Origin of the sequence: Methylobacterium brachiatum, assembly GCF_020523825.1 — a bacterium.
GTDB lineage: Bacteria > Pseudomonadota > Alphaproteobacteria > Rhizobiales > Beijerinckiaceae > Methylobacterium > Methylobacterium brachiatum.
Window position 1 is genome coordinate 731,073 of sequence record NZ_JAJALK010000001.1, and the last position, 20,799, is coordinate 751,871.

Genomic DNA, 20,799 nt, shown 5'->3' on the forward strand with positions numbered 1-20,799 from the left:
CCCGGATCGTCGCTGCGCCCGAGCCGGAAGAGGCTTCACGCCGCGCGACGGATGAAGGCCTGCAGGGTTCGGACCAGGGTGGTCGGCTCGTAGGGCTTCGGGATGAACCGGGCGCCCTCCGGCATGTCGTTGGGGCCGGGCGTGCCCATGCCGGACACGACCAGCACGGGAATTGTCGGCCAGCGATGCGCCACGAGGCGGGCCAGGGCGAACCCGTCCATCGAGCCCTGCGGCATGTCGACATCCGTCATCAGGACGCCGACATCGTCGCGGTTTTCCAGGACCTTGAGCGCTTTGTCGGCGTGGCTGGCTTCCAGCACGGTAAATCCGGCATCCGCCAGGGTGTCGGACGCCTCCATGAGCAGGAGGCCGTCATCCTCCACCAGCAGCACGACGGGTTGGTCGGACGGGCTCTCTGTCATCAGACCTGCGGAGGTTCAGTCGCGACGCGCGAAGCCCGCGCCGTATTCCCCGTACCTGCCCCCGTCAAGGCGCGGGGGCCGGGCGTAGGACAGCCGTCTCAGGCCGCCTCCTCGCGCTTGCCCAGGCGCTTGTCGAGATAGGTGTCAACGGTCTGGGTCAGCTCGTCCACCTTGCCGTCGAAGAAGTGGTTGGCGCCCTCGACCACCTGGTGCTCGATGATCACGCCCTTCTGGACCTTCACCTTCTCGATCACCGGCATGACCTCGCGGGCCGGCGCGACCCGGTCTTCGGAGCCGTGGACGAACAGGCCGGAAGACGGGCAGGGGGCCAGGAAGGTGAAGTCGAAGCGGTTGGCCATGGCGGCGATCGAGATGAAACCCTCGATCTCCGGTCGGCGCATGAGCAGCTGCATCCCGATCCACGCGCCGAAGGACACGCCGGCGATCCAGCACGACTTCGCCTCCGGGTTGACCGACTGCACCCAGTCGAGCGCCGCAGCCGCGTCGGACAGCTCGCCCGAACCGTGGTCGAACGAGCCCTGGCTGCGCCCGACCCCGCGGAAATTGAAGCGCAGGGCTGCGAAGCCGCGATTGGCGAAGGTGTAGAAAAGGTTGTACACAATTTGATTGTTCATCGTGCCCCCGAACTGGGGGTGCGGATGCAGCACGATGGCGATCGGCGCGCCGCGCTTCTTGGGGGCCTGGTAACGGCCTTCCAGACGTCCGGCCGGGCCGGTGAAGATGACTTCAGGCATCGTTCGACTCTCGTTTCAGCGGTCGCCGGCCGCGCGATCGTGGGCAGTGAAAAGGCAGCCTTGACTCACCGCACGCACACCATACAAACGCTCTTAGAACAGTTCTAGGCGATTAGAACTATTCTAAAGTAGGTGAGCTTGCGGGAAATGCTTGCTCCCTGCACCAGCCGTTCGGTTGGCGAGACCTCATTTGTCGGCGCGCCTTAGCACGGCGGACCGGTGCGCGGGCAAGGAATTGTAACGCGCCGTACCCAGGGGACGACACGGAATCAGCATGAGCCGGGCCCGCGCCTATCTCGATCACAACGCGACTGCCCCGGTCCGCCCGGCCGTGGCAGAGGCGGTGGCGCGCGCGCTGATGCTCCCCGGGAACCCCTCGTCGATCCATCAGGAGGGCCGTGCCGCCCGCGCGGCCCTGGAATCCGCCCGCGGGCAGGTCGCCGCCCTGGTGGGTGCCAGCCCGGCGCAGGTGGTGTTCACCAGCGGCGGGACGGAGGCCGCGAATGCGGTCCTGTCCGGGGCGCTCGGGCGCCGTGGGCAGCCGAAGCCGACGCGGCTGCTGCATTCGGCGACGGAGCACCCCTGCGTGGCCGCCGGCCACCGTTTCCCCGAGGGCGCGGTCGAGCAGCTCCCGGTCACCCCCGACGGCGTGATCGACCTCGCTGTCCTCGAACGCCGGCTCGCCGCGCTGGCGGATGAGAGCTTGCTGATCTCGGTCCATGCCGCCAACAACGAGACCGGGGCGGTCCAGCCCCTGGCCGACATCGTCGCCCTGGCGCGCGCGCATGGCTCCGCGCTGGTGCACAGCGATGCCGTGCAGGCTGTGGGCAAGATCGCCCTCGACATGGGCGCCCTCGGGCTCGATGCGCTCACCCTGTCGGGCCACAAATTCGCGGCCCCGAAGGGCGTCGGCGCGATGATCCTCGCCGACGACGTGGCCCTGGACGACGCCTTCCTGCGCGGCGGCGGGCAGGAGCGCCGGCAGCGCTGCGGGACCGAGTGCTTGCCGGCCATCGTCGGCATGGGCGAGGCGGCGCGGCTCGCCGGCGAGGCGCTCGACCGGGAGGCCGCACGCCTCTCGGGCCTGCGCGACCGGATCGAGACCGGCCTCCTTGCCCAGGCGCCCGACGCGGTGGTGTTCGCTGCCCGCGCCGTGCGCCTCCCCAACACGCTCAGCTTCGCGGTCCCGGGTCTCGATGCCCCCGCGGCGCTGATCGCCCTCGATCTCGCCGGCGTGGCGGTGTCGTCCGGCTCGGCTTGCTCCTCGGGCAAGGTCGCACGCTCGGCGACGCTGACGGCGATGGGCGTCGATCCCAAGCTTGCCGGGGGGGCGCTGCGCGTCAGCCTCGGCTGGAACACGGTGGACGAGGATGCGTCATGCTTTCTCGACGCCTTCGAACGGGTCTTGCAGCCCCTATATAAGCGGCGAGGGTGCGCGGCCTGAGCGGCCGCGTCCCACGCTTTCCGAAAGACGCTTCCCGGTCCTTGAAACCGGGCTTGCCAGGAGACGCTGATGCCTGCCGTGCAGGAAACAATCGACCGGGTCCGCTCGATCGACCTCGACCAGTACAAGTACGGGTTCGAGACCACCATCGAGATGGAGAAGTCCGCCAAGGGCATCTCCGAGGATGTCGTGCGCTTCATCTCGGCCAAGAAGAACGAGCCGGCTTGGCTGCTGGAATGGCGCCTCGACGCCTACCGCCGCTGGCTCACCATGAAGGAGCCGGACTGGGCGCGCGTCTCGTACGACAAGGTCGATTATAACGACATCTACTACTACGCCGCGCCCAAGCGCCCGGCGGCGATGTCGCTCGACGAGATCGATCCCGAGATCCTGAAGACCTACGAGAAGCTCGGCATCCCGCTGCGCGAGGTCGAGGTGCTGGAAGGCATCGCGCCGGAGCGCCGCGTCGCGGTCGACGCCGTGTTCGACTCGGTCTCGGTGGCGACCACCTTCAAGAAGGAGCTCTCGAAGGCCGGCGTGATCTTCATGCCGATCTCCGAGGCGGTTCAGGAATATCCCGAGCTGGTCCAGAAGTACCTGGGCACGGTGGTGCCCTCGACCGACAACTTCTTCGCGACGCTGAACTCGGCCGTCTTCTCCGACGGCTCGTTCGTCTACATCCCGCCGGGCGTGCGCTGCCCGATGGAGCTGTCGACCTATTTCCGCATCAACGAGCGCGACACCGGCCAGTTCGAGCGCACGCTGATCATCGCCGACAAGGGCTCCTACGTCTCGTATCTGGAGGGCTGCACCGCCCCGAAGCGCGACGACAACCAGCTCCATGCCGCGGTGGTCGAGCTGGTCGCCCTGGACGACGCCGAGATCAAGTACTCGACGGTCCAGAACTGGTACCCGGGCGACAACGAGGGCAAGGGCGGGATCTACAACTTCGTGACCAAGCGCGGCGATTGCCGCGGTGCCCGCTCGAAGATCTCCTGGACCCAGGTCGAGACCGGCTCGGCGATCACCTGGAAGTACCCGTCCTGCATCCTGCGCGGCGACGAATCCCGCGGCGAGTTCTACTCGATCGCGGTGTCGAACGGCATGCAGCAGGTCGATTCCGGCACCAAGATGATCCACCTCGGCAAGAACACCACCAGCCGGATCATCTCGAAGGGCATCTCCGCCGGGCGTTCGCAGAACACCTATCGGGGCCTCGTCTCGGCCCACAAGAAGGCCAAGAACGCCCGCAACTTCACCAATTGCGACTCGTTGCTGATCGGCGACCAGTGCGGGGCGCACACCGTGCCCTACATCGAGTCGAAGAACGCCTCGGCGGTGTTCGAGCACGAGGCGACCACCTCGAAGATCTCCGAGGACCAGAAGTTCTACTGCCTGCAGCGCGGCCTCTCCGAGGAGGAGGCGACCGCCCTCATCGTCAACGGCTTCGTCCGCGACGTGCTGCAGCAGCTGCCGATGGAGTTCGCCGTGGAGGCCCAGAAGCTGATCTCGATCAGCCTCGAAGGCTCGGTCGGCTAAGTCCGAAGTCAATCGGATACCCCAGGCGATCGCGGCACCCCCGCGGTCGCTTTCCGGATCGCGTGACGGCTCTCACGCGCGGCATCCGGAGCTGAAGGCCTTCGAAATGGCCGTCTCGGTGACGGCGATAAGGAACTGACGGCACGCGGTCGGCGCATGAACCCGGCTCGCCGTTCGATAGGACTTGAACTAACATGTTGGAAATCAAGAACCTCGTCGTGCAGATCGAGGACAACCGCATCCTGAACGGCCTGAACCTGACCGTGAACGACGGTGAGGTCGCGGCGATCATGGGGCCGAACGGGTCGGGCAAATCGACCCTGTCCTACGTCATCGCCGGCAAGGAGGACTACGAGGTCCTCGACGGCGAGATCCTGCTCGACGGGCAGAACGTGCTGGAGATGGCCGCCGACGAGCGCGCCGCGGCCGGCATCTTCCTGGCCTTCCAGTACCCGCTGGAGATCCCCGGCGTCGGCACCATGACCTTCTTGAAGGCGTGCCTGAACGCGCAGCGCAAGGCGCGCGGCGAGGCGGAGATCTCGACCCCGGACTTCATCCGCAAGGTCAACGCCGCGGCCGACAAGCTCGAGATCAACAAGGAGATGCTCAAGCGCGCCCTCAATGTCGGCTTCTCCGGCGGCGAGAAGAAGCGCATGGAGATCCTCCAGATGGCGCTGCTCGAGCCAAAATTCTGCGTGCTCGACGAGACCGATTCCGGCCTCGATATCGATGCCCTGCGCATCGTCTCCGAGGGCGTGAACGCGCTACGCGCGCAGGGCCGCTCGTTCCTGGTGATCACCCACTACCAGCGTCTGCTCAACCACATCGTGCCCGACACCGTGCACGTCATGTCGAAGGGCCAGATCGTGAAGACCGGCGGCAAGGACCTGGCGCTCGAGCTCGAAGCGTCGGGCTATGCCGAGTACCGCACCAACGAGGCCGCGTAAGCCCATGGCCGACATCCAGAACCTGCGCACCAGCGCCGAGACCGGGCTGTCGAACCTGTTCGAAGCCGCGCGTAAGGGCTTCGCTTCGGAAGAGGCGATCGCCCGCGAGGAGGCGTTCCGCTTCTTCGAGGCCGCCGGCTTGCCGAGCCGGCGCGTCGAGGCGTTCAAGTACACCGACTTGCGCGCCGCCATGAAGGAGGCGGTCCCGCCGGCCGAGGCGCCGTCGCCCGAGGTCGCTCAGGCCGCCGTCGCGTCGGCCAAGGGGTTTGCCGGCCTCGATGCCGCGCGCCTGACCTTCGTGAACGGTCATCTGATCCGTCCGCTGTCGGACCTAGACGGCTTGCCGGCCGGCCTCACCGTCACGCCGCTCAACGACGCGATGGGCAAGGGCGATGCGCGCCTGCGTCTGCTGGCCCCGGTCGAGCAGGCGCGGGAGAACCCGGTCTTCCAGCTCAACACCGCGTTCCTGGCCGACGGCGCCCTGATCTCGGTCGCCCCCGGCACGAAGATCGAGCGGGCGCTGCATCTGCGCTTCGTCGGCACCGGGTCGGAGGGTTTCTCGACCGCCACCCGCGTGCTGGTCGATCTCGGCGCGGGTGCCGAGCTGACCCTGCTGGAAAGCCACGAGGGGCCGGACGACATCACCTACCAGCCGAACGATGCGCTCGACGTGCGCGTCGGCATGCAGGCGGTGTTCCGCCACGCCCGGCTCAACCGCGAGGGCAAGGCCGCCATCGCGCTCTCGACGATCAGCGTGCGTCTCGACGACGAGGCGCGCCTGGAGACGGTCAACCTGGTCACGGGTGCCGTCCTCTCCCGCCACCAGATCTTCATGCATGTCGCGGGCGAGAACGTGAACGCCGTCGTCAACGGCGCCGCGATGCTGGGCGACGGTCAGCTGGCGGACTCGACCCTGCTGGCCGACCATGCCGCCGTCGGCGGCGTCGGCCGGGAGATGTTCAAGACGGTGATCGACGGGGACGCCACCGGGGTGTTCCAGGGCAAGATCATCGTGCGCCAGGCGGCCCAGCAGACCGACGGCAAGATGAAGTCGGATTGCCTGCTCCTCAGCGACGAGGGGCAGATGATGAACAAGCCGGAGCTGGAGATCTTCGCCGACGACGTCGCCTGCGGCCACGGCGCCACCTGCGGCGCGCCGGACGAGGACCTGCTGTTCTACCTGATGGCCCGCGGCCTGCCCCGCGCGGTGGCCGAGAGCCTGCTGGTCCAGGCCTTCATCGGCGAGGCGGTCGAGTCGGTCTCGCACGAGGGCGCCCGCGCGGCGCTGATCGGCGAGATCGAGGCCTGGCTCGCCGCGCGCGCCTGACCCATCGGCCGATCTCGTCCCGAGGTCGGCCGGGAATGCGAACCCGAACCCCCGGAACCCGGCAAGGCCGTCGCGTTGGGCGGTTCGTGGGTCGCCAAGAACTTCGGAGGCCTCTGCCGAGACCTCCGCTTCTCTCCGGCCCCTCGGATCGAGGTGGCCCATGGGACGGACTTAGGTCTCAGAAGGTCGCGACAATGAACGCACCCGTCCTCACCAAAGGCTACGACGTCGCGGCGGTCCGCAAGGACTTCCCGATCCTGTCGCAGACGGTCTACGGCAAGCCGCTGGTCTATCTCGACAATGCCGCCTCGGCGCAGAAGCCCCGGCAGGTGATCGACGCCATGGTCTCCTGCATGGAGACCGGCTACGCCAACGTCCATCGCGGCCTGCACTTCATGGCGAACGCCGCCACGGAGGGGTTCGAGGGTGCCCGCGAGACGACGCGCCAGTTCCTCAACGCCGCCTCCACGGACGAGATCATCTTCACCCGCAACGCCACCGAGGCCTACAACCTCGTGGCCTCCAGCATGGGCTGGGCCGGGCTGATCGGCGAGGGTGACGAGATCATCCTGTCGATCATGGAGCATCACTCCAACATCGTGCCCTGGCACTTCCTGCGCGAGCGCCGCGGAGCCGTGATCAAGTGGGCGCCGGTCGACGAGGACGGCAACTTCCTGGTCGACGAATACGAGAAGCTGTTCACGCCGCGCACCAAGATGGTGGCGATCACCCAGATGTCGAACGTGCTGGGCACGGTGACGCCGGCCGCGGAGATCGTCCGCATCGCCCATGCTCACGGTGTGCCGGTTCTGCTCGACGGCGCACAGAGCGCCGTCCACCAACCGATCGACGTGCGCGCGCTGGACTGCGACTTCTTCATCTTCACCGGCCACAAGGTCTACGGCCCGACCGGCATCGGCGTCCTCTACGGCAAGAAGGAATGGCTGGAGCGGCTGCCCCCCTATCAGGGCGGCGGCGAGATGATCCGGACCGTCAGCCAGGATACGGTGACCTACAACGACCCGCCGCACCGGTTCGAGGCCGGGACGCCGGCGATCGTCGAGGCGGTCGGGCTCGGGGCGGCGCTCGAATACATGCTAGGGTTGGGCCGGGAGAACATCGCCGCGCACGAGGCGATGCTGACCCGCTACGCCCACGAGCGTCTCGGGGCGATGAACGCCCTGCGGATCATCGGTACGGCCAAGGGCAAGGGCGGCGTCGTCAGCTTCGAGATGAAGGGGGCGCACGCCCACGACATCGCCACGGTGATCGACCGCCAGGGCGTGGCGGTGCGTGCCGGGACCCATTGCGCCATGCCGCTGCTCACGCGCTTCGGCGTGACATCCACCTGCCGGGCCTCGTTCGGCCTCTACACGACCACCGCCGAGATCGATGCCCTTGCCGAGGCGCTCGGCAAAGCCGAGATGATGTTCGCCTGATCGGCGCAATGTCCCGACCCTGATTGTGCGGGCGATGCGCGAGCTGCGATGAAACCGGTTCCGTCTGCGCGGGTCCGGGGGAGAAGAAAACCATGAGCACCGACGCCACAATCACCGGCGGCGCCAACGCCCCCGCGGTCGAAGCCGCCTCGGCGATCCCGCCGGCCGAGCTCGACCGGCTGACCGACGACATCGTCGCGGCGCTGAAATCCGTCTACGATCCGGAGATCCCGGCCGACATCTACGAGCTCGGCCTGATCTACAAGGTCGATATCGGCGACGACCGGAAGGTCGCGATCGACATGACGCTGACAGCCCCCGGCTGCCCCGTTGCCGGCGAGATGCCGGGCTGGGTCGAGAACGCGGTCAGCGCCGTGCCGGGCGTGCAATCCTGCGCGGTGACCATGGTGTTCGATCCGCCGTGGGATCAGAGCCGGATGTCGGACGAGGCCCGGGTCGCCCTCGACATGTGGTAGGGCGCGTCAGGCTGCTTCACGCCATGGGCTCGAAGCAGTCGATCGCAGAACACAGACACCCGTCGCACAGGCCCGACAAGGCGCGGTGGCCCATGCGACGGCGAAACCGTCGGGGATTTTGGGCCGATACCGGCAAAACACGACCGGTCCGGACAGACGGGATTATTATTCCCGCGATCGAACCCGCAGAGCCTTCGGTCGAGCGCGCCTCAAACACGCAGCATCCAGCGCTCGCGATGAAACGATAGACAAATCCATTATATCTCAGCTTGCTTCGAATCGGACATTCAGCGCCAGCGCGCAGCCTTCGTGTATCAATCCAGACGGGTTTTTAAGCGTTCGCTAACCACGATTGCCCACAGCAGCAATCCGGCGGCCGGTATGCGCGGCGTCGCTTGATGCGAATGGTGGGGACGGATGGGTCCGGGTTACGTGGTCGCGGCACTCCTTGAAGGGGCCGGCCTCAGCGGTCTGGTGGTTGCCGCGTTCGTGATGCGTACGGAGCGGATGGCACGCGTGGCCGAGTTGCGCACGGTGCTGCGAACCGGTCAGTCGGCGACCGCTGTCGTGAAGCCTGCCGTGCCACGGCGTTGGCGCATGGCCGCGCCGCGCATCGTCAGCGTACCGGTCGTCGTGCAGCCCCGCGGCGCCATGCGGCCGAGGGAATCCGCCGCCCGCTCGGCCCTGGGTCGCGCCTTCGTGCAGGCCGCCCCGCTGCCCGTTCGCGGCATGGCCGCCTCGATCAGCGCAGGATGACGTCGAGGCCGCTGCCGAGCAGCGTGACGGCGCTGAGCAGCAGCATGAACTTCAGGTCTTCGAAACGGGCGCTCATGATCGATCCTGACCTCTAAGGGCGTGGGTTGCTGTCCGGGTGCTGAATTATCGTCCGATGAACGGCTTTTTCGCGAGTCGTTTGAGGAACTGTTAGGCATTGGTCCGCGCTTTCCATTCGGTAACGTTGATCACCGGTTAAGATCGCTGCGTCGTGCTGGATCCGTCTTAACTCCGGCGCGGTGGGGTCGCGGTGCGGGGCCGCACGGTCATGCAGCAACAGGAAGGGCGCAGGCCTATGACGCAGCCATCGGCCAGCCCCGTCCTGCGGGCGCGCGACTGGCTTTTCCGGGATCGGCGGACGGGCGCCATCACCGTGGCGCAGTGGCCCAACCTGCCGCTCTGGCTGTTTTTCGGCCTCATGCTCGCCGCCTGGCTCGCCCGCGGCGCCGAGCCCGCCGCCACGTGGCTGAGCCTTGCCGCCGACGTCGCGCTCGGCTGGTGGGCGATCGATGAGCTTGTCCGCGGCGTCAATCCGTGGCGGCGGCTGCTCGGTCTCGCCACGCTGATCGGTCTCGCGACCCTGATCGCCCTGCGGGGCGGCGGCTGACGCGGCTCTCGGCTGACTTGACCCGTCCAGCCACCCGAGCGTGTTCCGCCTGACCGCTTCTCAGGGGGCGTTGGACCAATTGAGGCGACCGGCCATTATAGCTGCGTCGATCGACCATGCTTCAAAGACCAGTCTCTAGGTCAAAGAAATCAGATCTCGCACGGCGATATAGGATGAGATTTGAAATTCAGAATGCGTCTCGTCCTCAGTAAACTACTGAGAAGCGTAACGGTGGATTGCAGCGCCGCCAAAAGTCATGAATGGTCGCGCCGGATTTCGACCCGAGTCGTGCCGGCCCCGTGGGCGCATGCTCCCACGCTCGGCTTCTATGGGGGCTGGGAGGCAGGATGAGCGACGCAGTACGCTTCGGATCGACCGATGCCGCACCTCGTTTCGACGAGGAAGAGCGGCTTCTCGGTCGGATTGCCGGCATGCTCAACCTGCCCGTCGCGGTCTTTCGGCGCGGCCACGCCGCCTCTTCGCCGGACAAGGGTCCGACGGCGTCCGAATGCGCGACGATGCTGGCGGCCTTCACGCGCATCCGCGACCCGGATGCCCGTCGGGAATGCCTGGCGATGGTCGAGGGCCGCGCCGAGGCGTAGCCGGGCGGGCCCTCCCGCTGTGCGCCGGCACACATCGGCCCGCTGAGAGCCGCGCCCGTCGCGTGCTATAGGGGCGCCCGCTTCCGAGAGCGGCCCGCCGACCGGCGGGTTGTGTGGACCGTCGCGATGTCCTCGGCAGCGGCATCCCCCAAGCCGGGACGATCGTCCCCGGCACACGATGCCCCGCGTGCGATTCAGGCCCTGATGCCGATTATCTCCATCTCGAAGCTGTCGAAGACCTACAAGTCGGGCTTCACCGCGCTGAGCAACATCGACCTCGCGATCGAGCGCGGCGAGATCTTCGCGTTGCTGGGCCCGAACGGGGCCGGCAAGTCGACGTTGATCAACATCGTCTGCGGCATCGTCACACCGAGTTCCGGGACGGTGATGGTTGATGGCCACGACATCGCCGCGGATTACCGCGCCGCGCGCCGGGCCATCGGCCTGGTGCCCCAGGAGCTGACCACCGACGCCTTCGAGACGGTGCTGAACACGGTGAGCTTCTCGCGCGGCCTGTTCGGGCTGCAGCCGGATCCGGGCCATATCGAGAAGATTCTGCGCGCCCTGTCCCTCTGGGACAAGCGCGACAGCCGCCTCATGACCCTGTCCGGGGGGATGAAGCGCCGGGTGCTGATCGCCAAGGCGCTGTCCCATGAGCCTCGGGTGCTGTTCCTCGACGAGCCGACGGCCGGCGTCGACGTGGAGCTGCGCCAGGACATGTGGGGGCTGGTGCGCGATCTGCGCCAGCAGGGCGTCACGGTGATCCTGACGACCCATTACATCGAGGAAGCCGAGGAGATGGCCGACCGCATCGGCGTCATCCGGCGGGGCCAGATCATCCTGGTCGAGGAGAAGGCGGCGCTGATGCGCAAGCTCGGGCGCAAGCAGCTGACGCTTCAGCTCCAGGCACCGATCACCGAGATTCCGCCGGAGCTCTCCGATTACGGGCTGGTGCTGGCCGGCGACGGCCGCGAGCTGGTCTACACCTACGACACGCGCGCCGAGCGGACCGGCATCACCGGGTTGCTCACCGGCCTGGCAGCCGCCGGCATCCGGTTCAACGATCTCCATACGGAACAGTCCTCCCTCGAGGACATCTTCGTCGGCCTCGTGCGCGAGGGCGAGGCGAGGGCATGACAACCGGCACGAGCGCGACGATGAACATGAACTGGCCGGCCGTCCGGGCGATCTACCGGTTCGAGATGGGCCGCTTCTGGCGCACCGCCGGGCAGAGCATCCTCGCCCCGGTGATCTCGACCACCCTGTATTTCGTGGTGTTCGGGGCCGCGATCGGCTCGCGGGTCTCGGCGGTGGACGACGTGCCCTACGGGCTGTTCATCGTGCCCGGGCTGATCATGCTCTCGTTGCTGACGCAGAGCATCTCGAACGCCTCGTTCGGCATCTACTTCCCGCGCTTCGCCGGCACGATCTACGAGATCCTGTCGGCCCCGATCTCGCCGCTGGAGGTGGTGCTGGGATTCGTCGGCGCGGCGGCCTCGAAGTCGATCCTGATCGGCCTGATCATCCTGGCCACCTCGGCGCTGTTCGTGCCGTTGCGGATCGATCACCCGATCTGGATGGTCGGCATCCTGCTGCTGACCGCGGTCACGTTCAGCCTGTTCGGCTTTGTCATCGGGCTCTGGGCGGACGGGTTCGAGAAGCTCCAGCTGGTGCCGCTCCTCGTCGTGACGCCACTGACCTTCCTGGGCGGCAGCTTCTACGCGATCAACATGCTGCCGCCGTTCTGGCACGCGGTGAGCCTGGTCAACCCGGTCGTCTACCTGATCAGCGCGTTCCGCTGGGCGTTCTTCGGCAAGGCCGATGTCAGCATCGCGATCAGCCTCGGGATGACCGCGTTGTTCCTGGTGATATGCCTCGGCCTCGTCACCTACATCTTCCGGACCGGCTACCGCCTCAAGAGCTGATTTCAGGGCTGCGCCGCGAGGAATGCCAGCACGCCGTCCCGGTGCGGCTTGGCGCCGACAGCGGTGGAATGGTCCTTGCCCTCGATCTCGAGCGCGCGCGCATCCGGGATCAGGGCAGCCAGCGCTGGGCCGGAGCCCGCAACCGTGTCGAGGGTGCCGACCGAGACCAGCACCGGCACCTCGATCTGGGCGAGTTCCGCCCGGCTCAGGGTCTGGCGCGAGCCGCGCATGCAGGCGGCCAGCGCCCGCAGGTCGCTGCGCGTCTGCTCGGCAAAAGTCCGGAACGCCGCGGCGGTCGGGTTCGGGGCGGGCGTGCCGGCGGGCGCTTCGAGGGCCTCGGCGATCCCGGACGGGAGGCCCTTGCCCTCCACGAGATGCATGCCGAGGCCGCCGATCAGGGCGGAGCGGACCCGGTCGGCATAGTCCAGGGCGACATGCGCGGTGATCCGGGCCCCCATCGAGTAGCCCATCACGTGGGCGCGCTGGATCCCGAGATGGTCGAGCAGCCGCACCGCGTCCCCGGCCATGGCCTCGGAGCTGTAGGCCGCCGGGTCGTAGAGCTTCTCGCTCTCCCCGTGGCCGCGATTGTCCAGCGCGATCGCCCGATAGCCGGCCTGGGTCAGCGCCCGCACCCACTGGGTGTTGACCCAGTTGACCGCGTGGTTCGAGGCGAAACCGTGGATCAGCAGGACCGGCGTACCGGCCCCTTCCGCCGGAGGGACGTCGATATAGGCGATCCGCACGCCGTCCGAATCGAAGGAATCCATGCCGCGCAACCCGTTCCGTGTCGGTGCTCTCACGAAGCGCGACGCTTAGACCACAGCGCCCCAAAGGAGCAACGCGGATCGGTCCGCTTGCGGGGCGGGGCCCCGGCTGGCACACCGCCCCGGTTATGACCGATACCAAGCCCTACGGCACCTACGAACCGGCCGGCCTCGTCGCGGCGATTACCCGGCGGACGAACCGGATCCCGGCCGAATCCTGGTACGGGCGGCGCCTCGCGCTGTTCCTGCGCCGGATCGCGATCTCCCGGCTGGGCGGCAAGCCCCTCGACGTGACCCGATACGGGGCCCGGATGCGGCTGCACCCCTACAACAACAACTGCGAGAAGAAGGTGCTGTTCACGCCGCAATTCTTCGACCCGCAGGAGCGGGCCATGCTGCAGGCGCGCCTGCCGCAGGATTGCGTGTTCCTCGATATCGGCGCCAATATCGGCGCCTATGCTCTGTGCGCGGCGGCGTTCTCGGGACCGGCCGCCCGGATCGTCGCGGTCGAGCCGCAGCCCGACGTGTTCGCCCGCCTGACCTACAACATCGCCCAGAATTCGTTCCACACCGTGAAGGCGGTGGCCTGCGCGGTGGCCGACAAAGCCGGCGAGCTGACCCTGTTCATCGACCCCCGCAACCGCGGGGAATCGAGCCTGCGGATCGTGGGCACCAATGAGGGCGCACGGATCACCGTGCCGGCCGTGACGCTCATCGGATTGCTGCGGGCCGAGGGCCTGACGCGCGTCGACGCGATCAAGCTCGATGTGGAAGGCGCCGAGGACCTGATCCTCGAGCCGTTCCTGCGCGAGGCGCCGGAAGCGCTGCTCCCGCGCATCCTGCTGATCGAGAACGGCACCGGACAGTGGCAGCTCGACCTGCCCAGGCACCTGGAAGGGTTCGGCTACCGCGAGATCTCGCGCTCCCGCCTGAACCTGATGTTCGAGCGCCGGGCGCCGGTCAGGGCGGCGTGATCACCGGGATCTCGTCGGTCAGGGCGACGCCCGCCGGGCTGACGGCGCACCGATAGGCGCGCACTTCCACGCCCGCCGCGCGGGCCTCCCGGAACGCCCGGTCGAAGGCCGGGTCGATGTCCCGGGCGACGTCGAACGCCTCCGCGTGCATCTGCACCACGATGACCACCAGGGCCCGGCCGCCGTCTGCGACCACCTGGGCGAGGTCGCGCATGTGCCGGGCGCTGCGGGCGGCGACGCAGTCCGGGAATTCCGCGAGGCCGGGGCGACGCATCATGTGGCAGTTCTTCACCTCGACGTGGCACGGCCCGGCCGCCGCGCCGCTCGCGAGGAAATCGACCCGGCTGGCCTGCGCGTAGCGGACCTCCGGCCGGAAGACGTCGTGGCCGGCGAGCGCACCGATCACGCCGGCGCGAAACGCCTCGGCCACGAGCGCGTTCGGGCGCAGGGTGTTGATGCCGACCCATTGCGGACCGCCCGGCAGGTCGGCTTCCACCAGTTCCCAGGTCAGAGGCAGCTTGCGGGTCGGGTTGGTCGAGCGCGACAGCAGCACCGGCCGGCCCGGCAGGTTGAGGCCGAGCATGGCGCCGGGATTGGGGCAATGGGCGGTGACGAGGCCGTCGTCGCTCTCGATATCGGCCAGGAAGCGCTTGTAGCGCTGCACGAGCCGTCCCGGGATGAGCGGCGCGGCGAAGAGCATCGGATATCTCCGGGTTCGTGTGGTCCGGGCCGGCGGCCGCGCTATCTGCTGACCATCCGCCGTCGCAGGTGTCACCGCTGGAGCGGCGAGACCGATGCGCGCAGGATCGATCGGCCGGATCGCGATCCGGCCCCGACCTTCCCTCCGACCATAGAGTCCCATGGACCAGCCTTCCGATCCGATCACCGCCGCGATCCTCGTCATCGGCGACGAGATCCTGTCGGGGCGCACCAAGGACAAGAATATCGGCACCATCGCCGACTTCCTCACCGCCGCCGGGATCGACCTGCGCGAGGTGCGGGTCGTGCCGGACGAGGGCGCCATGATCATCGAGGCGGTGAACGCCCTGCGGGCGCGCTACACCTACCTGTTCACCACCGGCGGGATCGGCCCGACCCATGACGACATCACCGCCGATTGCGTGGCCGAGGCCTTCGGGGTCGGCATCGACATCGACGAGCGGGCGCGGGCGATGCTGCTGGAGCGCCACAAGCCCGAAGACCTGAACGCGGCCCGCCTGCGCATGGCGCGGATCCCGTTCGGAGCCGACCTGATCCCCAACGCGGTCTCGAAGGCGCCGGGCTTCCGCATCGGCAACGTCCATGTCATGGCCGGGGTGCCGAGCGTGATGCAGGCCATGCTGGACGCCATCGCGCCGACCCTGAAGGGCGGCGCCGCGATGATGTCCGAGACCATCGAGGCGGGCGGGCTGCCCGAGGGGCACTACGCCAGCGATCTCGGCGAGATCGCCAAGGCCCGGCCGGCCGTGTCGATCGGCTCCTATCCGGCGATGACGCCGGACGGGTTTCGCAACCGGATCGTCGTGCGCAGCCGGGATGCGCAGGCCCTCGCGGAGGCGCGCCAGGCCGTCGAGGCGTTGTTGGCACAGCTGGCGGCCTGAGATCCCGGCCTCCGATTGGGTTGCGTCGCGGAGCTGAGCGGATGATTCGGGACCAGAACGAACGAGCCGACAAGGAGGCCCGGCGCGACGAGCTGCTCAAGGAAGTCTCCGAGATCGGACGGCCGGACGCCTACGTCCTGCACGAGGTGATCCGGCTCGAAGGCGACGAAGAGCTGCGGCGCCACGGCCTCGCCCTGTTCCTGTCGGCCTTCGCGGCGGGCCTCAGCATCGCCCTGTCGCTGATCGTGCCCGGGGTGCTGAAGAGCCACCTGCCCGAGGCCGACTGGGTGAAGGTCGTCACCACGATGGGCTACTCGATCGGCTTCCTGGTGGTCGTCCTGGGACGCCAGCAGCTGTTCACCGAGAACACGATCACGCCGATCCTGCCGCTGCTGCACGACCGCTCGATCAAGACGGCGTTCCGCGTGGTGCGGCTCTGGCTGATCGTCCTGTGCGGCAATATCCTTGGAACGCTCGCCATCGCCACGGTGCTGGCCCATGCCGGCGCGTTCGAGCCGCCGGTGCTCAAGGCCTTCGCCGAGATCAGCCACGACGCCATCGCGCACGGATTCTGGTCCACCTTCGTGAAAGGGGTGTTCGCCGGCTGGATGATCGCCCTGATGGTCTGGTTCCTGCCCGCGACCGGCAGCGCCGCCCCCTTCGTGATCCTCCTGATGACCTGGCTGGTCTCGCTCTGCGGCCTGGCCCATATCGTTGCCGGATCGGTGGAGGCCTTCTTCCTGCTGATCACCGGCGCCGCCTCGCTCGAGGATTACGGGATGCGGTTCTTCCTGCCGACGCTGCTCGGCAACACGATCGGCGGCGTCACCCTGGTGGCGGTCCTGAATTACGGCCAGGTCGCGCCCCAGGTCGAGGAGACCAAAGAGGTCGAGGGTGAGCGCACCGATTGACCGGGGGCGCTAGTCGAGGCTCACCGGCGGACTGATCAGGTGATCGAGGTCGTCGAGGATCCAGGTCATCGTCCCGCGCAGAGGACCGTACAGGCCGATCTGGTGCTGCCGGTACAGCAGATCGTGCGTGAGGCGCGCCGAGAGGCCGTTCAGGCGGCCGCCTCCGAACGTGTAGCGCCCCAGCGTGCCCCAGCCGTTGAAATCGGCCAGGGAGACGATGGCGCCCTTCTCGACGTAGTGGAACGGCGGCAGTTCCGACGCCACCGTGTCCCCCCGGGCCAGCGCCCGCCCGAGATGAGACGCGAGGTGCTGCGCCTGCTGCCGGGCCGCCTGGGCCGTGGCGGGGACCGGCTTGCCCGTCTTGGGATCGGTCTGGCTGGCACAATCCCCGAGGGCGACGATCGCGGGATCCCGGGTTGTGCGCAGGTCGGGACCGACCACGAGTTGCCCGGTCCGCGAGCGCTCCAGGCCCTCGACCGCGCCGAGCACGTCCGGCGCTTTCACGCCGGCCGCCCAGACCTTGAGCCCGGCGGCGATGCGGCTGCCGTCCTGCAACGTGAAGCCGGACGCATCCGCGCCGGTGACCATGGCGCCGGTCCGGACCTCGACGGCGAGATCCGACAAGGTCCGGGCGGCCGCCCGGGATACCCGCTCCGGGAAGGCCGGCAGGAGGCGCGGCCCGCTCTCGATCAGGGTCAGGCGCAGCCTGCGCGGCAGGTCCGGTGAGCCGTAATCCGAAGCCAGGTTGATGGCGTGCTTCAGTTCCGCCGCCAGCTCGACGCCGGTGGCGCCCCCGCCCACGATGGCGATCTCGAGCATCTCGGGGCTATCGAGCCGGGCCAGCAGATGGCGCCGCAGCTGGCGGTGGAACGACTCGGCCTCGGTGAGGTCGTCGATGGTCAGGCAATGCTCGGCCACCCCGGGGGTCCCGAAATCGTTGGCCCGGCTGCCGATGGCGAGGACCAGGAGATCGTAGGCGAGATCCGCCTCCGGCCGCCCCTGCGCCGCCTCGACCGCGAGGCGGACATGACGGGCCGGGCGGTCGATCCCGATCAGGGTTCCCGGCTGAAACCGGAAGCCGTTGCGCCGCGCCTGCGCGAAGAAATCGACCTTCTGCCGGTCGGGCCGGGCGGTTCCCGCCGCAAAGGTGTGCAGCATCGGCTTCCAGACATGGGACAGGCTGCGATCGGCCAGGACCACCTCGGCCTTGCCGCCTCGCCCGAGGCTGGTGGCGACCTCGATGCCCGCGACGCCGCCGCCGATGATCACGATCCGTGCTTTGTCCGCCATGCCGTCTCCTGGAATTTCGTTTCCGGTGAACGCGGTGCAGGCGTCGATGTTCGGACGTGGCTACCAGTCCCTCAAGTGGCCCGTGGCGACCGGCCGGGTGAAGGAGCTTCCAAGCCGCTCGAACGCGCGTGGACTGGTCGTCGTCCGATCGCTCAGGGACATCGCGCGGCGCCCCCGTGCGAAGGCCGATCCAAACCGTCCTCGCGCCAACCCAGGGCGTCCTCGGTGACCGGCGGGCTGGGTCGCGAGCTTCCAGCCGGTGCCCTTCGTAACGATCCATTAACCATTTGATCGTTGATGAAAACTGATGTTAAACGCGGCTTTCAGCCATAATTAGCGGAATATCTGCCTAGAAGGGGCGGCTTGAATGGTCGATCTCACCGGTTATCGCCTGACCTTCGACGACGAATTCAATACGCGAAGCATCTCGTCGACCGGTGCCGGAACCACGTATGCCGATACCCGTGCCGAGTGGCGGAGCGCCGACGGGACGGCCGATACCGGCTTCGGGCGGTCCTCCTTCGTGGATCCCGCCTCGGGCTACGATCCGTTCAGCGTCCGGAACGGCATATTGTCGATCACCGCCGTGCCGGACCGGACCCCGTCGGGGGTTCCCGGCAGCTGGGAATCCGGCCTGATCACCACGCAGGGGAGTTTCTCGCAGACATACGGCTACTTCGAGATCCGCGCGGATTTCTCGAACGATCCGAATGCCTGGGACGCCTTCTGGCTGCTGCCGAACCAGCAGAGCGCGCAATCGAGCAGCACGAACGGCCACCAGGAGCTGGATGTCGTCGAGCATTACGGCAACGGCGACCGGAGCGTGTACAGCACGATCCACACGACCGATCCGCAGAACGGCATCCGCTGGCAGGACAATCGTCAGGTCGTCACCGAGCTGAACGATCCGTCCGGGTATCACACCTACGGAATGAACTGGCAGCCGGACAAGATCAGCTTCTACGTCGACGGCCAGCTCACCGGCTCGCAGACCACACCGTCGGACCTGCACAGCCCGATGTATCTGCTGGCCAACCTCGCGGTCCGCAGCGAGGGGACGGCAACCGGAAGCCCGATCACGTCGAACATCGACTACATCCGGGTCTATTCCAACAGCGCGAACGCGGTCGCCGTGCCGCGGGGCCGGGTTTCCTCGCCGGATGGGTACGATCCGGGCCTCTACGGGGCCGTGGCCGCCCGGTCGACCTTGACCGTCGGGGCTGTTTCATCGCCCGTCCGGGGTGGGGCGGCCGCGCCATCATCTGTGTCGGGTCCCGCTGCCTCATCGCCGGCCACCGGGGCCGCCGCGTCATCGCCGGCGACCGGTCCGGCGACAGCGTCGCCCGCAACGGGTACCGCCGCGGCGCCGTCGGGAACGACGGTCGAACACGGATCGTCGCCCTCCGCCAACCCGGCCCCGTGCTACTGCACCGGCACCCGGATCCTCACCGAACACGGCGAGATCGCGGTCGAGGATCTTCGGGTCGGCCAGAGGGTCGTGACCGCTTCGGGACAGCGGCGCCCCATCCGGTGGATCGGGACGCGCCGCTACCCAGGGTTGACCGCGCCTCCCGCGGACAGGCCGGTTCGGATCAGGGCCGGCGCCCTGGCCGACGGCGCGCCCGCCCGGGATCTCCGGGTGTCACCGGACCACGCGCTCCTGCTGGATGGCCTGCTCGTCGCCGCGGGCCATCTGGTCAACGGCCGAACCATCACCCGCGGCGAGGCGGTGATCGATCTGACCTACTGGCATGTCGAGCTCGACACCCACGACATGCTGCTGGCCGAGGCCATTCCCGCGGAGAGCTTTCTCGCCGCCGCCGGCCTGCGCGCGCAGTTCGACGGCGCGGACGCGCGGCCGGACATGGGTTCGGCGCCGAAACCCTATGCCGAGCGTGTCGCGCATGGCCCTGCGCTGACAGCCCTCAACCGCCGCCTGAACCTGCGGGCCGGCCTGTCGGTGGACGCGCCGGGATTCGGGCCGCTTCGCGGCAATCTCGACCTGTGTGAAATCCGGGACGGCGACCTGCGCGTCGCCGGTTGGGCGCAGGATACGGCGCATCCGGCCGGACCGGTCTGCCTCGACATCGTGGTGGACGGGATCGTGGTCGCGATGACACTCGCCGAGATCGACCGGCCCGACCTCGGCGCGGCCGCGATCGGGGCGGGGCGGCACGGATTCGACCTCGGCCTGGAGAGCGGCCTGATGCCGGCAGTGCCCCACAGGGTGTCGGTGCGTCGTTCGATGGACGGCGCGATGATCGGCGCGATGGTGTTCGATGCCGCGGGCGGATGGCGCCCGGCACAGGTCGCCTGATCCTAGAAGGGGCCGCCGTGACGCTGCGGGGCAGTATCGACGTGCTCAGCCACCGCCGCATCGTCGGCTGGGCCTGGGAAATGGACGCGCCCGACGTTCCGGTGACCGTCCTGGTCGCGATCGAGCGGCGCGTCCTCGGACGGTGCCGGGCCGACCTGTTCCGCGAAGATCTCGCCATCGAGGGTATCGGGACGGGACGGTGCGGCTTCGCGTTGGACCTTCCGCCCGGCCTGCTGTCGCCCCGCCAGGATTACGCGATCAGCGTGCGGCGGGAGGGCGACGGGGCGCATGTGCCCGGATCACCCTACGTGCTGGCGGCGACGTTCCGGATCGTCCCCGCGCCCTAGAGCGTTTTCGGTTTAATCTGGGTCGTATCCTGCGGCAGCGAAGAAGTTGGCGCACTCGTCTGGGGTGACAGTGTCGATGAGGTGTCCGATGGCCGACCATAGCCCTTCGACGGTGCGCTCGGCGGCCTTGCGCAGCAGCGCCTTGAGCTTCGAGAAGGCCATCTCGATCGGGTTGAAGTCCGGGGAGTAGGGCGGGAGGAACAGCAACTGCGCGCCGGCCGCTTCGATGGCTGCGCGCACGGCCGGTCCCTTGTGGCTGCCGAGGTTGTCCATCACGACGATGTCGCCGGGTGTGAGTTCGGGTACGAGCACGCGCTCGACGTAGGCCTTGAAGACGT

The 20,799-nt window shown here is 68.1% G+C and carries 22 protein-coding genes; 16 read left to right on the forward strand and 6 right to left on the reverse strand.

The window, feature by feature from the left end; all coding sequences use genetic code 11:
* Positions 1-35 precede the first annotated feature (35 nt).
* Both LGR69_RS03565 and LGR69_RS03570 read right to left on the reverse strand, forming a co-directional pair.
* Positions 36-422, reverse strand: a complete 387-nt coding sequence (locus LGR69_RS03565; protein ID WP_007566721.1) for a response regulator — start codon at positions 420-422, stop codon at positions 36-38.
* Between the two features lie 98 nt (positions 423-520).
* On the reverse strand, positions 521-1,177 hold the full coding sequence (locus LGR69_RS03570) for an alpha/beta hydrolase (RefSeq protein ID WP_007566723.1): 657 nt from the start codon (positions 1,175-1,177) through the stop codon (positions 521-523).
* Positions 1,178-1,451: 274 nt separating this feature from the next.
* On the opposite strand from LGR69_RS03570, the gene LGR69_RS03575 reads away from it, so the two are divergent.
* From LGR69_RS03575 to LGR69_RS03625, 11 genes are all read left to right on the forward strand, one after another.
* A complete protein-coding gene (locus LGR69_RS03575) occupies positions 1,452-2,621 on the forward strand; it encodes a cysteine desulfurase family protein (protein WP_230365188.1) in 1,170 nt (389 codons plus the stop codon).
* Positions 2,622-2,690: 69 nt separating this feature from the next.
* Complete coding sequence (gene sufB, locus LGR69_RS03580; protein WP_007566727.1) at positions 2,691-4,160, forward strand: Fe-S cluster assembly protein SufB; 1,470 nt, start codon at positions 2,691-2,693, stop codon at positions 4,158-4,160.
* Between the two features lie 194 nt (positions 4,161-4,354).
* The gene (gene sufC / locus LGR69_RS03585; RefSeq protein WP_007566729.1) at positions 4,355-5,107 is read left to right on the forward strand and encodes a Fe-S cluster assembly ATPase SufC; all 753 of its coding nucleotides are present in this window, start codon (positions 4,355-4,357) and stop codon (positions 5,105-5,107) included.
* A gap of 4 nt (positions 5,108-5,111) precedes the next feature.
* Entirely contained in the window at positions 5,112-6,434 is a 1,323-nt protein-coding gene (locus LGR69_RS03590; protein ID WP_230365189.1) for a SufB/SufD family protein, read from the forward strand.
* Between the two features lie 194 nt (positions 6,435-6,628).
* Positions 6,629-7,873, forward strand: a complete 1,245-nt coding sequence (locus LGR69_RS03595; RefSeq protein ID WP_230365190.1) for a cysteine desulfurase — start codon at positions 6,629-6,631, stop codon at positions 7,871-7,873.
* A 92-nt stretch (positions 7,874-7,965) separates the two neighbouring features.
* Complete coding sequence (locus LGR69_RS03600; RefSeq protein ID WP_007566736.1) at positions 7,966-8,349, forward strand: SUF system Fe-S cluster assembly protein; 384 nt, start codon at positions 7,966-7,968, stop codon at positions 8,347-8,349.
* A gap of 417 nt (positions 8,350-8,766) precedes the next feature.
* Positions 8,767-9,105 (forward strand): hypothetical protein, encoded by a 339-nt coding sequence (locus LGR69_RS03605; protein WP_230365191.1) that lies wholly within the window; start codon positions 8,767-8,769, stop codon positions 9,103-9,105.
* A 313-nt stretch (positions 9,106-9,418) separates the two neighbouring features.
* Positions 9,419-9,730: a hypothetical protein gene (locus LGR69_RS03610; RefSeq protein WP_091862495.1), complete on the forward strand. Its 312-nt coding sequence runs from the start codon at positions 9,419-9,421 to the stop codon at positions 9,728-9,730.
* Positions 9,731-10,077: 347 nt separating this feature from the next.
* Positions 10,078-10,332, forward strand: coding sequence for a hypothetical protein (locus LGR69_RS03615; RefSeq protein ID WP_230365192.1), 255 nt, complete (start codon positions 10,078-10,080; stop codon positions 10,330-10,332).
* A gap of 204 nt (positions 10,333-10,536) precedes the next feature.
* On the forward strand, positions 10,537-11,469 hold the full coding sequence (locus LGR69_RS03620) for an ABC transporter ATP-binding protein (protein ID WP_370881336.1): 933 nt from the start codon (positions 10,537-10,539) through the stop codon (positions 11,467-11,469).
* Positions 11,470-11,495: 26 nt separating this feature from the next.
* A complete protein-coding gene (locus tag LGR69_RS03625) occupies positions 11,496-12,257 on the forward strand; it encodes an ABC transporter permease (RefSeq protein WP_230365227.1) in 762 nt (253 codons plus the stop codon).
* Between the two features lie 2 nt (positions 12,258-12,259).
* Here the strand turns inward: LGR69_RS03625 and LGR69_RS03630 are convergent, their stop codons facing one another.
* Positions 12,260-13,024, reverse strand: coding sequence for an alpha/beta fold hydrolase (locus tag LGR69_RS03630; RefSeq protein WP_230365193.1), 765 nt, complete (start codon positions 13,022-13,024; stop codon positions 12,260-12,262).
* A 125-nt stretch (positions 13,025-13,149) separates the two neighbouring features.
* Here LGR69_RS03630 and LGR69_RS03635 point away from each other — a divergent pair, with 125 nt between their 5' ends.
* A complete protein-coding gene (locus tag LGR69_RS03635; protein ID WP_230365194.1) occupies positions 13,150-13,995 on the forward strand; it encodes an FkbM family methyltransferase in 846 nt (281 codons plus the stop codon).
* On the opposite strand, the gene sfsA is transcribed toward LGR69_RS03635, so the two are convergent.
* A complete protein-coding gene (gene sfsA / locus LGR69_RS03640; protein ID WP_230365195.1) occupies positions 13,982-14,695 on the reverse strand; it encodes a DNA/RNA nuclease SfsA in 714 nt (237 codons plus the stop codon). The genes LGR69_RS03635 and sfsA overlap by 14 nt on opposite strands.
* A 160-nt stretch (positions 14,696-14,855) precedes the next feature.
* Between sfsA and LGR69_RS03645 the strand changes: the two genes are divergently transcribed.
* The gene (locus LGR69_RS03645) at positions 14,856-15,596 is read left to right on the forward strand and encodes a competence/damage-inducible protein A (RefSeq protein WP_230365196.1); all 741 of its coding nucleotides are present in this window, start codon (positions 14,856-14,858) and stop codon (positions 15,594-15,596) included.
* Between the two features lie 41 nt (positions 15,597-15,637).
* The gene (locus LGR69_RS03650; protein WP_007566759.1) at positions 15,638-16,507 is read left to right on the forward strand and encodes a formate/nitrite transporter family protein; all 870 of its coding nucleotides are present in this window, start codon (positions 15,638-15,640) and stop codon (positions 16,505-16,507) included.
* 9 nt (positions 16,508-16,516) lie between these two features.
* On the opposite strand, the gene LGR69_RS03655 is transcribed toward LGR69_RS03650, so the two are convergent.
* Entirely contained in the window at positions 16,517-17,797 is a 1,281-nt protein-coding gene (locus tag LGR69_RS03655; RefSeq protein WP_007566760.1) for an NAD(P)/FAD-dependent oxidoreductase, read from the reverse strand.
* 367 nt (positions 17,798-18,164) lie between these two features.
* Between LGR69_RS03655 and LGR69_RS03660 the strand changes: the two genes are divergently transcribed.
* Together LGR69_RS03660 and LGR69_RS03665 are read left to right on the forward strand one after the other, a co-directional pair.
* Positions 18,165-20,114: a Hint domain-containing protein gene (locus LGR69_RS03660; RefSeq protein ID WP_230365197.1), complete on the forward strand. Its 1,950-nt coding sequence runs from the start codon at positions 18,165-18,167 to the stop codon at positions 20,112-20,114.
* Positions 20,115-20,131: 17 nt separating this feature from the next.
* Positions 20,132-20,461 (forward strand): hypothetical protein, encoded by a 330-nt coding sequence (locus LGR69_RS03665; protein ID WP_230365198.1) that lies wholly within the window; start codon positions 20,132-20,134, stop codon positions 20,459-20,461.
* Positions 20,462-20,473: 12 nt separating this feature from the next.
* On the opposite strand, the gene LGR69_RS03670 is transcribed toward LGR69_RS03665, so the two are convergent.
* A partial coding sequence (locus LGR69_RS03670) for a transposase (protein WP_230365199.1) occupies positions 20,474-20,799 on the reverse strand: 326 nt, incomplete at its 5' end.

What these genes read in the sequence shown, in the direction of transcription:
- LGR69_RS03645 (WP_230365196.1), top strand. Translation starts at nt 14,856, where the DNA reads ATGGACCAGCCTTCCGATCCGATCACCGCCGCGATCCTCGTCATCGGC.
- LGR69_RS03660 (WP_230365197.1), top strand. Translation starts at nt 18,165, where the DNA reads ATGGTCGATCTCACCGGTTATCGCCTGACCTTCGACGACGAATTCAAT.
- LGR69_RS03655 (WP_007566760.1), bottom strand. Translation starts at nt 17,797, where the DNA reads ATGGCGGACAAAGCACGGATCGTGATCATCGGCGGCGGCGTCGCGGGC.
- sfsA (WP_230365195.1), bottom strand. Translation starts at nt 14,695, where the DNA reads ATGCTCTTCGCCGCGCCGCTCATCCCGGGACGGCTCGTGCAGCGCTAC.
- LGR69_RS03625 (WP_230365227.1), top strand. Translation starts at nt 11,496, where the DNA reads ATGAACTGGCCGGCCGTCCGGGCGATCTACCGGTTCGAGATGGGCCGC.
- LGR69_RS03610 (WP_091862495.1), top strand. Translation starts at nt 9,419, where the DNA reads ATGACGCAGCCATCGGCCAGCCCCGTCCTGCGGGCGCGCGACTGGCTT.
- sufC (WP_007566729.1), top strand. Translation starts at nt 4,355, where the DNA reads ATGTTGGAAATCAAGAACCTCGTCGTGCAGATCGAGGACAACCGCATC.
- LGR69_RS03630 (WP_230365193.1), bottom strand. Translation starts at nt 13,024, where the DNA reads ATGGATTCCTTCGATTCGGACGGCGTGCGGATCGCCTATATCGACGTC.
- LGR69_RS03620 (WP_370881336.1), top strand. Translation starts at nt 10,537, where the DNA reads ATGCCGATTATCTCCATCTCGAAGCTGTCGAAGACCTACAAGTCGGGC.
- LGR69_RS03575 (WP_230365188.1), top strand. Translation starts at nt 1,452, where the DNA reads ATGAGCCGGGCCCGCGCCTATCTCGATCACAACGCGACTGCCCCGGTC.
- sufB (WP_007566727.1), top strand. Translation starts at nt 2,691, where the DNA reads ATGCCTGCCGTGCAGGAAACAATCGACCGGGTCCGCTCGATCGACCTC.
- LGR69_RS03590 (WP_230365189.1), top strand. Translation starts at nt 5,112, where the DNA reads ATGGCCGACATCCAGAACCTGCGCACCAGCGCCGAGACCGGGCTGTCG.
- LGR69_RS03565 (WP_007566721.1), bottom strand. Translation starts at nt 422, where the DNA reads ATGACAGAGAGCCCGTCCGACCAACCCGTCGTGCTGCTGGTGGAGGAT.
- LGR69_RS03605 (WP_230365191.1), top strand. Translation starts at nt 8,767, where the DNA reads ATGGGTCCGGGTTACGTGGTCGCGGCACTCCTTGAAGGGGCCGGCCTC.
- LGR69_RS03650 (WP_007566759.1), top strand. Translation starts at nt 15,638, where the DNA reads ATGATTCGGGACCAGAACGAACGAGCCGACAAGGAGGCCCGGCGCGAC.
- LGR69_RS03595 (WP_230365190.1), top strand. Translation starts at nt 6,629, where the DNA reads ATGAACGCACCCGTCCTCACCAAAGGCTACGACGTCGCGGCGGTCCGC.
- LGR69_RS03600 (WP_007566736.1), top strand. Translation starts at nt 7,966, where the DNA reads ATGAGCACCGACGCCACAATCACCGGCGGCGCCAACGCCCCCGCGGTC.
- LGR69_RS03615 (WP_230365192.1), top strand. Translation starts at nt 10,078, where the DNA reads ATGAGCGACGCAGTACGCTTCGGATCGACCGATGCCGCACCTCGTTTC.
- LGR69_RS03635 (WP_230365194.1), top strand. Translation starts at nt 13,150, where the DNA reads ATGACCGATACCAAGCCCTACGGCACCTACGAACCGGCCGGCCTCGTC.
- LGR69_RS03570 (WP_007566723.1), bottom strand. Translation starts at nt 1,177, where the DNA reads ATGCCTGAAGTCATCTTCACCGGCCCGGCCGGACGTCTGGAAGGCCGT.